The sequence below is a fragment of the Streptomyces sp. SID3212 genome, assembly GCF_009865405.1.
Classification (GTDB): Bacteria; Actinomycetota; Actinomycetes; order Streptomycetales; family Streptomycetaceae; genus Streptomyces.
Genome location: NZ_WWJY01000069.1, coordinates 1 through 10249 on the forward strand (window position 1 = coordinate 1; position 10249 = coordinate 10249).

A 10249-nucleotide genomic window follows, 5' to 3' on the forward strand; every position below is an offset into this window, starting at 1 on the left:
GGCGCGGACGTGTCCGGGGCAGCCGCCTTGTCCGTGGCGGCCTTGTCCTGGGGCGCGGCAGGCCGCGCCGTGGCCTGGGCTGCGTGCTGCTCGGGCGTCGCGGCGGCCAGTGGCTGTGCCTCGTCTGGCAAGAGCGCTCCTCGTGCGGTTCCGGGACCCCCGGACAGGGCCGGAAGCTCCATGGTATCGACCTCGGGCGCCCCTCTCGCCCCGGGACCGAAGGGTTTACAGAACGCGGGACGGGCACCCGCTTGTTCCCGGGTGCCCGTCCCTGCGCGTTTCGTGCGTGTTCCCTGTGACGCGGGTGTATCTTCCGCGTGCCGCCCGACGGCCGCCGCGCCGCTGCTCCGTCCGGGTGCCGTCAGGCGTCCGCACGTTTCCGTACGGCCCGGCCGGCGCTCAGAACGTGAGCAGCGCCTCCAGCGGGGCGCCGCGCAGCGACGGCTCCAGCCGGGACCGGCCGTTCAGGAACCCCAGCTCCAGCAGCACCGCCACGCCCACGACCTCGGCCCCGGCCCGCCGGACCAGCTCCACGGAGGCCTCCGCCGTGCCCCCGGTGGCGAGGACGTCGTCGATGACGATGACGCGGTCCCCCTCCCCCAGGTCCTCGGCGTGGACCTCCATCTCGGCGGTGCCGTACTCCAGCTCGTAGGACTGCGACAGGGTCGCGCCGGGGAGCTTGCCCGCCTTGCGTACGGGGACGAAGCCCAGGCCCGCCCGGACCGCGACCGGCGCGGCCAGGATGAAGCCGCGGGCCTCCAGGCCGACGACCTTCGTCGCTCCGTACTCCCCGCACAGCGCGGCGAGCGCGTCCGTCAGCGCCGAGAACGCCTTCGGGTCCGCCAGCAGCGGGGTGATGTCCTTGAAGACGATCCCGGGCTTCGGGTGGTCCGCGACATCACGGATGCGGCTGAGGAGCAGGTCCCTGGTGCTGGCGTCGGTCACCGCCGCCGTCCCGAGGGACGGCCCCGGCCGCCCCGGCTGGTGCGCGGTCCGGCCACGGCGGCGGCGGTCGCGACCCCGTTGGGCGCGTCCTCCGGCTCGTCGTCGTACCGCACGTCCGTCTCTTCGGACCCCTCGGCCGGCTCGCCCTTGGCCGCGGCTGCCGCCCGCTTGGCGAGCACCCGCTTCTTCAGGGCCTTCATCTGCGGGTCGCGTTCCTTGAGGTCGGCGACGAGCGGGGTGGCGATGAAGATCGAGGAGTACGCGCCGGCGGCGAGGCCGACGAAGAGCGACAGCGAGATGTCGTTCAGCATGCCGGCGCCCAGGACGCCGCCACCGATGAAGAGCAGGCCCGCGACCGGGAGCAGCGCGACGACGGTGGTGTTGATGGAGCGGACCAGGGTCCCGTTGATGGACCGGTTGGCCACCTCGCTGTAGTACCACCGGGTCTGCTTGGTGATGCCCTTCGACCCCTCCTTGAGGCTGTCGAAGACGACCACGGTGTCGTACAGGGAGTAACCGAGGATCGTCAGCAGACCGATCACGGTGCCCGGCGTCACCTCGAAGCCCACCAGGGCGTACACCCCGACGGTGATGGTGAGGTCGTGGATCAGGGCGATGAGGGCGGCGACGGCCATCCGCCACTCGAAGGCGATGGCGAGGTAGATCACCACCAGGACCATGAAGACCGCCAGGCCCGTCCAGGCCTTGTTGGCGATCGTCTCGCCCCAGCTGGGACCGACGATGTCGGCGGCGATCTTGTTCTCGTCGACGCTCAGGTCCTTCGCCAGCTGCGTCTTGACCTTGTCGGCCTGCGCCTGGCTCAGCTCGGTGACCTGGATCCTGAGGGTCCCGTTGCCGAGCTTCTGGACGATGGCGTCGTGTCCGGCCGCCTCCTGGGCGTCCGTCTGGGCCTGCGAGACGGAGATGCTCGTCTTCGGGGTGGTGAAGACGGCACCGCCCTTGAACTCGATGCCCATGTTGAGGCCCTGCACCGCCAGGCCGAGGATGGCCGTGATGGTGATCAGGATCGAGAGCCCGTACCAGACCTTCCGCTTGCCGATGAAGTCGTAACCGACCTCACCGCGGTACAGCCGGGCGCCGAGTGCGCCGAGTCGCGACATCTCACGCCTCCTTCGAGTCGGTCGGGGCGGCGCTGACGCGGGAGCGGCGCTGCGGTGGCTCGGGCGGGTCTTCTTCCAGCAGGTTGGGGCGCGAACGGCGCAGCGGCGGCTTGGCGCCGAGCCGCTTCGGGTCGAGGCCGGACCAGCTGTGTCCCTCGGCGAAGAACTTCTTGCGGGCCATGAGCGTCATCACGGGCTTGGTGAAGAAGAACACCACGACCACGTCGAGGACGGTGGTCAGACCGAGGGTGAACGCGAAGCCCTGGACCTTGCCGACCGTGACGACGAACAGCACGGCGGCGGCGAGGAACGACACGAAGTCGGAGACCAGGATCGTGCGCCGGGCGCGCGGCCAGGCCCGCTCGACGGCGGGGCGCAGCGTGCGGCCCTCGCGGATCTCGTCACGGACTCTCTCGAAGTACACGATGAAGGAGTCCGCGGTGATACCGATCGCAACGATCGCACCACACACCGCGGGGAGGTTCAGGGCGAAGCCGATGCCCGGGCCGAGGAGCGACATGATCGTGTACGTCATGATCGCGGAGGCGCCGAGGCTGAGGATCGCGATCAGCGACAGGCCGCGGTAGTAGGCCACCAGGTAGATGATGACCAGGCCCAGGCCGATCGCGCCGGCGATCAGGCCGGCGTGCAGCTGCTCACCGCCGAGCGCGGCGGTGACCGTGGTGGTGCTCGCCACGTCGAAGGAGAGCGGGAGCGCGCCGAAGGACAGGATGTTGCCCAGGTTCTGGGCCGACTCCTGGTCGAAGCTGCCGGAGATCTCGGCGCTGGCGCCGAGGGTCTGGCTCACCGAGGGCGCCGAGACGACGTTGCCGTCGAGCACGATCGCGAACTGGTTCATCGGGGGCTGCTGCTGCGAGAGCTTGCCGGTGATCGACTGGAACTTCTTCGTGCCGCCGCCGGTGAAGTCCATCTGGACGATCCACATGCCGCGCTGCTGGTCGAGCACGCCCTTCGCCTTGGAGACGTCGGTGCCGTCCAGCTCGGCCGGGCCGAGGATGTACTTGTCCCAGTTCTTGCCGGTGGTGTCCTGGCCGCAGGCGACGATCGTGTCCTTGGGACCGCTGCTCTGGTTGACCGTCGTACGGGACGCCTCGTCCCGGCAGTCGAGCGCCGTGAACTTCTTCTCCAGGGCGGCGGTGGCCGGGTCCGGAGGCGTCGTGGCCGCCGGGTCAGGAGGCGTGGTGGCGGCGGGGGGCGCGTCACTGGCGCCGGGGGTGGGGGTCGGCGTCGGCGCCTTCTTGAGGGCGTCCGTGACCGCCCTGCCCTGGGTGGTGCTGGACGGGCTCGGCGTCGAGGACTTCGAGCTGTCCGCCTGGGGCTTGCCGCTCGCCGAGGGCTTGGCGGAGCCGCTCGGGGAGGTGCTGGGAGCGGGCTCCGGTGCCGTGGGCGTGCCGGGCGCGTAGGTCAGCACCGGCCGGAAGAAGAGCTGGGCCGTCGTACCGACCTGGTCCTGGGCCTGCTTGCTGTTCGTACCCTTGGGGATGTTGACAATGATGTTCTTGTCACCCTGGGTCTGAACCTCGGCCTCGGAGACACCCAGACCATTGACGCGGCGGTCGATGATGTTGACCGCGGTGTCCATGTTGGTCTTGTTGATCGCGTTCGGCTTGCCCGGCGTGTTCTTCGCCTGGAGCGTGATGCTCGTGCCGCCCGCGAGGTCGATCCCCAGGCGTGGCGTGACATGACCGGACCAGAACATGCCGCCGGTGAGGGCGACCATGGCAATCAGGAACAGGGCCAGGGTGCGCCCCGGCCTGCCTGGGGACCCTGCCTGCCTTCGGCCCTTATTAGGTGCTGCCACCTTCTCGTTTCTCCCTGTCCAACCGCCCCGCGCCGGGTGTGCGCCGGAGCGGCCACGAAGTGATGTGGGGACCTGCCCCCGCAGAACACAGCACGGAACGCACGCCGACGAGGACCGCGGAGCGGCCCTCGGTCACGGACCGACTACTTCGCGTCCGCTTCGCCGTCGGCCTTGGCGTCCTTGGTCTCGGCCGCCTTGGCCTCGGCCTTGGCCGCGGGCTCCTCCTTGTCGGCCTTCGCCGCGTCGGCGTCGTCGGCCTCGGGGCGCTTGCCCAGGTCGATCTTGGCGACGGCGTCGTCGGCCGGGTCGGCGTCGATGAGCGACGAGGCGTCGTCGGGGACGACGGTGTCGTCGGACGTCAGGTCGTCGCCGTGGACGATGCGGTTGTACTCGTCGTCGTCCAGCACCGCGCCGATGGCGTTCTTGGCGTAGACGGCGTGTACGCCGGGAGCGACCTCGAGAATGACCATGTCCTCGTGCACCTCCTTCACCGTGGCGTACATGCCGCCGATCGTCCGGACGCCGGTGCCGGGCTGCATGTCGCTGCGCATCTGCGCGGCGGCCTGCTGCTTCTTCTTGGCGGACCGGGTCATCAGGAACATGGCCCCGATGAGCACGATGAAGGGGAGAAGGGTCACTGGACTCACGGGAGGGAACTTCCTTCGCACGACCGCGCTGGAGAACGGCCTCATATACGGGGGTGGGCATGCCGACCTGGAAGGGCGGCATCGGCGGAGTCTAAGCGAGTCCGCGTCGTTGGAACAACGCCCAGCATCGCACCCTGGTTCCGCCCCGGTCGAGCGTGCTGCGCCTCACGTCCCGAACAGACCCTGTTGTCCCGCTGTGCCCGGGGCCTGCCGCGGGGGTACGAGCCCCAGGTGCGCCCAGGCCGCGGGGGTGGCGACCCGGCCGCGGGGGGTGCGGGCCAGCAGGCCCTCCCGTACGAGGAACGGCTCGGCGACCTCCTCCACCGTCTCACGCTCCTCCCCCACGGCCACGGCCAGGGTCGACAGGCCGACGGGGCCACCGCCGAACAGCTTGAGGAGGGCCCTGAGCACGGCCCGGTCGAGGCGGTCGAGACCGCGCGCGTCGACCTCGTACACCGCGAGGGCGACCTGGGCGATCTCGCGGTTGATCACGCCGTCGGCCTTGACCTGCGCGTAGTCCCGCACCCGCCGCAGCAGGCGGTTGGCGATACGGGGCGTGCCGCGCGAGCGCCCGGCGATCTCGGCGGCGCCCTCCGCGTCGATCTCCAGGTCGAGGAGCTGGGCCGAACGGTGGATGACGCGCTCCAGCTCGGCGCTCTCGTAGAACTCCATGTGGCCGGTGAAGCCGAACCGGTCACGCAGTGGGGGCGGCAGCAGGCCGGCCCGGGTGGTGGCGCCGACCAGGGTGAACGGCGGCAGCTCCAGCGGGATGGCGGTGGCGCCGGGGCCCTTGCCGACGATGACGTCGACCCGGAAGTCCTCCATCGCCATGTAGAGCATCTCCTCGGCGGGCCGGGACATGCGGTGGATCTCGTCGAGGAAGAGGACCTCACCCTCCTGGAGGGAGGAGAGGATCGCCGCGAGGTCGCCGGCGTGCTGGATGGCGGGCCCGGAGGTGATGCGGATCGGGGCGTTCATCTCGGCCGCGATGATCATGGAGAGGGTGGTCTTGCCGAGTCCTGGCGCGCCGGAGAGCAGCACGTGGTCGGCGGTGGCGCCGCGGGCGAGCGCCGCCTTGAGCACCAGGTCGAGCTGTTCTCGGACCCGCTCCTGGCCCACGAACTCGTCCAGCGACTTGGGGCGCAGGGCCGCTTCGACGGCCTGGTCCTCCCCGTCCGCGGACGGGGCGACGAGCCGGTCGTCCCTGTCGTCCCCCTCGTGGGGCACCCGTGTGTCGGCGCCGGTGTCGTCCCAGTTCACTCTGTCCCGCCGATGTTCACTCTGTCTCACCGTCGTTCGCTCGGTCCCGGCGTTCGGTCTGTCCCACCGTGCTGTCCGCTCAGCGTGTTCGGTTCAGGCTCTGGAGCGCGGCGCGCAGCAGTTGCGGCACAGGCGGCCGGAGCCCTTCCGCGACGGCGGCCTCGGCCTGCGGGGTGACCAGCGCGACCGCCTCGTCGGCCTCGCGGGTGGCGTACCCGAGGCCGATCAGCGCGGCGTGCAGCTGGTCGCTCCAGGAGGCGGGGAGCGCGGCGCCGACGCCCTGCGCGCGGGCCGGTCCCACCGGTGCGCCGAGCCGGTCCTTGAGCTCCAGCAGCAGTTTCTGGGCGCCGCGCTTGCCGATGCCGGGCACGGCCGTCAGCGTCTTCTCGTCGCCGTTGGCCACCGCGATCCGCAGGGTGTCGGGGCTGTGCACGGCGAGCATGGCCTGGGCGAGGCGCGGGCCGACGCCGCTGGCGGTCTGGAGCAGCTCGAACACCTGCCGCTCGTCGTCGTCCGCGAAGCCGTACAGCGTGAGTGAGTCCTCGCGGACGACCAGGGAGGTGGCGAGCTTGGCGTCCTGGCCGATCCGGAGTCCGGCGAGGGTCCCCGGGGTGCACTGGACGGCCATGCCGATGCCGCCGACCTCGATGACGGCCGTGGTCGGGGCGAGCGCGGCGACCGGGCCGCTGACGAAGGCGATCATCGGGGGACCTTCCGTACGGATGCGGTGGTGGGGGCCTTGGCGGGGATGCGGGAGGCGTGGGCCGCGGCCTGGGCCTGCTGGAGGCGGTTCATGGCGGGGGCACGCCAGATGTGGCAGATGGCGAGCGCGAGGGCGTCCGCCGCGTCGGCCGGTTTCGGCGGGGCCGCCAGCCGCAGCAGCCGGGTGACCATCGCCCCGACCTGTGCCTTGTCGGCCCGGCCGCTGCCGGTGACGGCGGCCTTGACCTCGCTGGGGGTGTGCAGTGCCACGGGGATGCCACGGCGGGAGGCGCAGAGCATGGCGACCGCGCTGGCCTGGGCCGTACCCATGACCGTACGGACGTTGTGCTGGGCGAACACCCGCTCCACCGCGACCAGTTCGGGCCGGTGCTCGTCGAGCCAGGCCTCGATGCCCTGCTCGATGGCGACCAGCCGCATCCCGATCTCCGCGTCGGCCGGTGTCCGGACGACCCCGACGCCGAGCATCGTCAGCGGGCGGCCCGCGACCCCTTCGACCACGCCGACCCCGCACCGGGTCAGCCCCGGGTCGACCCCCAGCACCCGCATCGCGCCCCCTCCCGCTCTCCGTGCCCACGGTCCCGCTGTTCGCGTTCGCGTTCGACTTCGACTTCGCTGATCAGCACAGTATCGGTCGCCACTGACAACAGGACGGACCGACGGAGCCCTGCCCCGTCGGTCCGTCAGGTGAAGCGGTGTCAGCGGCGGCGCTCAGGCGTCGACCTTCTCCATCACTTCGTCGGAGACGTCGAAGTTGGCGAAGACGTTCTGCACGTCGTCGCTCTCCTCCAGCGCGTCGATGAGCTTGAAGATCTTCCGCGCCCCCTCCTCGTCCAGGTCGACCTGCATGGTCGGGACGAAGCTGGCGTCGGCGGAGTCGTAGTCGATGCCCGCGTCCTGGAGGGACGTGCGGACCGCGACCAGGTCGGTGGCCTCGCTGAGCACCTCGAAGGACTCACCGAGGTCGTTGACCTCCTCGGCGCCCGCGTCGAGCACGGCACCCAGGACGTCGTCCTCGCCCAGCTCGCCCTTGGGGACGATCACGACGCCCTTGCGGTGGAAGAGGTACGAGACGGAACCGGGATCGGCCATCGAACCGCCGTTACGGGTCATGGCGACCCGGACGTCGGAGGCGGCGCGGTTGCGGTTGTCGGTGAGGCACTCGATGAGCACCGCGACCCCGTTCGGGCCGTACCCCTCGTACATGATCGTCTCGTAGTCGGCGCCACCGGCCTCCAGGCCGGCCCCGCGCTTGACCGCCGAGTCGATGTTCTTGTTCGGCACCGAGCTCTTCTTCGCCTTCTGGATGGCGTCGAACAGCGTCGGGTTGCCGTCGATGTCCGCGCCACCGCTGCGGGCCGCGACCTCGATGTTCTTGATCAGCTTCGCGAAGAGCTTGCCGCGCTTGGCATCGATCACGGCCTTCTTGTGCTTCGTCGTAGCCCATTTAGAGTGGCCGGACATCTGCCTGTCTCCTTCGCGTAACCCATCCTGCTCCGTTCGGCAGCGATCCTACCGGCCCGCCGTCACCGTGCGGAGCGCACCATGTCGGAGAAGAAGCGGTGCAGGCGGTGGTCGCCGGTCAGTTCGGGGTGGAACGACGTCGCGAGGGCCGTGCCCTGCCGTACGGCGACCACATGGCCCCCGTACTCCGCCAGCACCTCCACCTCGGCGCCGACCGACTCGACCCAGGGTGCCCGGATGAACACACCCTCCACGGGGCCGCCTTCGACGCCGGTGACGTCCACGGACGCCTCGAAGGACTCGTTCTGCCGCCCGAAGGCGTTCCGGCGCACGATCATGTCGATCCCGCCGAGCGTCTCCTGCCCGGACCGGGGGTCGAGGATCTTGCCGGCCAGCATGATCATCCCGGCGCAGGTGCCGTAGACGGGCATCCCGGCCGCGATCCGCTCGCGGAGCGGCTCCAGCATCCCGAAGAGCACCGCCAGTTTGGACATGGTGGTGGACTCCCCGCCGGGGATCACCAGGCCCTCGACCGCGGCCAGTTCCTCCGGGCGCCGTACCGTCCTGGCCACGGCGCCCGCCGCGGCCAGGGCGGCCAGGTGCTCCCGGACGTCGCCCTGGAGGGCGAGTACCCCGACCACCGGGGCCACAGGAGTGCTCATGGGTGCTTACCAGCCACGCTTCGCGTAGTGCTCGGACTCGGGGAGGGTGTCGATGTTGATCCCGACCATGGCCTCGCCCAGGTTCCTGGACGCGTCCGCGATGATCTTCGGGTCGTCGTAGAAGGTGGTCGCCTTCACGATCGCGGCGGCCCGCTTCGCCGGGTCGCCCGACTTGAAGATGCCAGAACCGACGAACACGCCCTCGGCGCCGAGCTGGCGCATCAGCGCCGCGTCCGCCGGGGTGGCCACGCCGCCGGCCGAGAAGAGCACCACGGGGAGCTTGCCGAGCGCGGCGACCTCCTTGACGATCTCGTACGGCGCGCGCAGCTCCTTCGCGGCGGCGTACAGCTCGTTGGAGTCGAAGCCGCGCAGCTTGGCGATCTCGTTCTTGATCTGGCGCAGGTGGCGGACCGCCTCCACGACGTTGCCGGTCCCGGCCTCGCCCTTGGAGCGGATCATCGCCGCGCCCTCGGCGATACGGCGCAGGGCCTCGCCCAGGTTGGTGGCGCCGCAGACGAACGGGGTGGTGAAGGCCCACTTGTCGGAGTGGTTGACCTCGTCGGCCGGGGTGAGGACCTCGGACTCGTCGATGTAGTCGACACCGAGGGACTGGAGGACCTGCGCCTCCACTATGTGGCCGATACGGGACTTGGCCATGACCGGGATCGAGACGGCCTCGATGATGCCCTCGATCATGTCCGGGTCGGACATGCGCGCCACGCCGCCGTCCTTGCGGATGTCGGCGGGCACCCGCTCCAGCGCCATCACGGCGACCGCGCCGGCGTCCTCGGCGATCTTGGCCTGCTCCGGCGTGACCACGTCCATGATCACGCCGCCCTTGAGCTGCTCGGCCATACCGCGCTTGACGCGAGCGGTACCGGTCTCGGGGGACTGGGGGGAAGCGGATGAAGCGGACACGGAAGCGACCTCACTGGCTGAAAAGGGTGGACGGAAACGACGTCATCCCTGAGGAAACGCCCGGTGGGCGGTCCACAGCAAGAGCCAATGTGGTGCCGGTGGATCGTTCTCGGCCTCCGGGTGGGGTGAGTGGACCCTTCTCAGCCGCTGCCCGGGCGGTCCGCCAGTGCCACCGGCGGCTCGTCGTCCATCTCGAAGGCGAGCGGGAACGGGGCGTGCCCGGCGAGCCGGAACCAGCGGACCTTGCGGTGGCGGCGCAGGGCGCGGGCGGCCCGTACGGCGTCGTTGTGGAACCGCCGCGCCATCGGTACGCGCCGCACGGCGGCCGCGAGTTCACCGGCGGCGTCCTCGCCGCCCGGGGCGGCCCGTACCGCCTCCACCTGCTCGGTCTCCCCGAACACCGCGCGCAGCGCCTGGGTCAGCTCGCTCTCCGCGACCTCACGCTGCTCCTCCTCGGCCTGCCGGGCCGCGTGGGCGGCCTGGTACAGCACGATGGACGCGGCGGGGTCGAGGACGCCGGAGGTGGCCAGCTCCTGGGTGACCGAGGCGCGGCGCAGCAGCTGGGCGTCGAGGGCGGCGCGGGCGGCGTCGATGCGGGCGTGGAGGCGGTCGAGACGGCCGGCGGTCCAGCTGAGGTAGAGGCCGATCGCCGCGACGGCGACGACGATCCATACGAGGGTTGGGGTCACG

Annotated in this window: 11 protein-coding genes; all 11 read right to left on the reverse strand. The window is 70.9% G+C overall.

Annotation, left to right across the window (positions count from 1 at the left end):
* Nucleotides 1-399 precede the first annotated feature (399 nt).
* Nucleotides 400-945 carry an adenine phosphoribosyltransferase gene (locus GT042_RS02380; RefSeq protein WP_161307033.1) on the reverse strand — a complete coding sequence of 182 codons (546 nt, stop codon included), beginning with the start codon at nt 943-945 and terminating at the stop codon, nt 400-402.
* Nucleotides 942-2066, reverse strand: coding sequence for a protein translocase subunit SecF (gene secF, locus GT042_RS02385; protein WP_161307034.1), 1125 nt, complete (start codon nt 2064-2066; stop codon nt 942-944). Before secF ends, GT042_RS02380 begins: the two co-directional genes overlap by 4 nt.
* A gap of 1 nt (nt 2067) precedes the next feature.
* Nucleotides 2068-3888 carry a protein translocase subunit SecD gene (gene secD, locus GT042_RS02390; protein ID WP_161307035.1) on the reverse strand — a complete coding sequence of 607 codons (1821 nt, stop codon included), beginning with the start codon at nt 3886-3888 and terminating at the stop codon, nt 2068-2070.
* Nucleotides 3889-4031: 143 nt separating this feature from the next.
* Complete coding sequence (gene yajC / locus GT042_RS02395; protein WP_161307036.1) at nt 4032-4535, reverse strand: preprotein translocase subunit YajC; 504 nt, start codon at nt 4533-4535, stop codon at nt 4032-4034.
* A gap of 165 nt (nt 4536-4700) precedes the next feature.
* Nucleotides 4701-5795, reverse strand: coding sequence for a Holliday junction branch migration DNA helicase RuvB (gene ruvB, locus GT042_RS02400; protein ID WP_161307037.1), 1095 nt, complete (start codon nt 5793-5795; stop codon nt 4701-4703).
* Nucleotides 5796-5874: 79 nt separating this feature from the next.
* Complete coding sequence (gene ruvA, locus GT042_RS02405; RefSeq protein ID WP_161307038.1) at nt 5875-6498, reverse strand: Holliday junction branch migration protein RuvA; 624 nt, start codon at nt 6496-6498, stop codon at nt 5875-5877.
* Entirely contained in the window at nt 6495-7064 is a 570-nt protein-coding gene (gene ruvC / locus GT042_RS02410; RefSeq protein ID WP_161307039.1) for a crossover junction endodeoxyribonuclease RuvC, read from the reverse strand. Before ruvC ends, ruvA begins: the two co-directional genes overlap by 4 nt.
* Before the next feature lie 162 nt (nt 7065-7226).
* Nucleotides 7227-7979, reverse strand: coding sequence for a YebC/PmpR family DNA-binding transcriptional regulator (locus tag GT042_RS02415; RefSeq protein WP_161307040.1), 753 nt, complete (start codon nt 7977-7979; stop codon nt 7227-7229).
* A gap of 62 nt (nt 7980-8041) precedes the next feature.
* The gene (gene pdxT / locus GT042_RS02420; protein WP_161307041.1) at nt 8042-8641 is read right to left on the reverse strand and encodes a pyridoxal 5'-phosphate synthase glutaminase subunit PdxT; all 600 of its coding nucleotides are present in this window, start codon (nt 8639-8641) and stop codon (nt 8042-8044) included.
* Between the two features lie 6 nt (nt 8642-8647).
* On the reverse strand, nt 8648-9559 hold the full coding sequence (pdxS, locus tag GT042_RS02425; RefSeq protein ID WP_161307042.1) for a pyridoxal 5'-phosphate synthase lyase subunit PdxS: 912 nt from the start codon (nt 9557-9559) through the stop codon (nt 8648-8650).
* Nucleotides 9560-9699: 140 nt separating this feature from the next.
* Nucleotides 9700-10248, reverse strand: coding sequence for a LemA family protein (locus tag GT042_RS02430; protein ID WP_161307043.1), 549 nt, complete (start codon nt 10246-10248; stop codon nt 9700-9702).
* Between the last annotated feature and the right edge of the window lies 1 nt (nt 10249).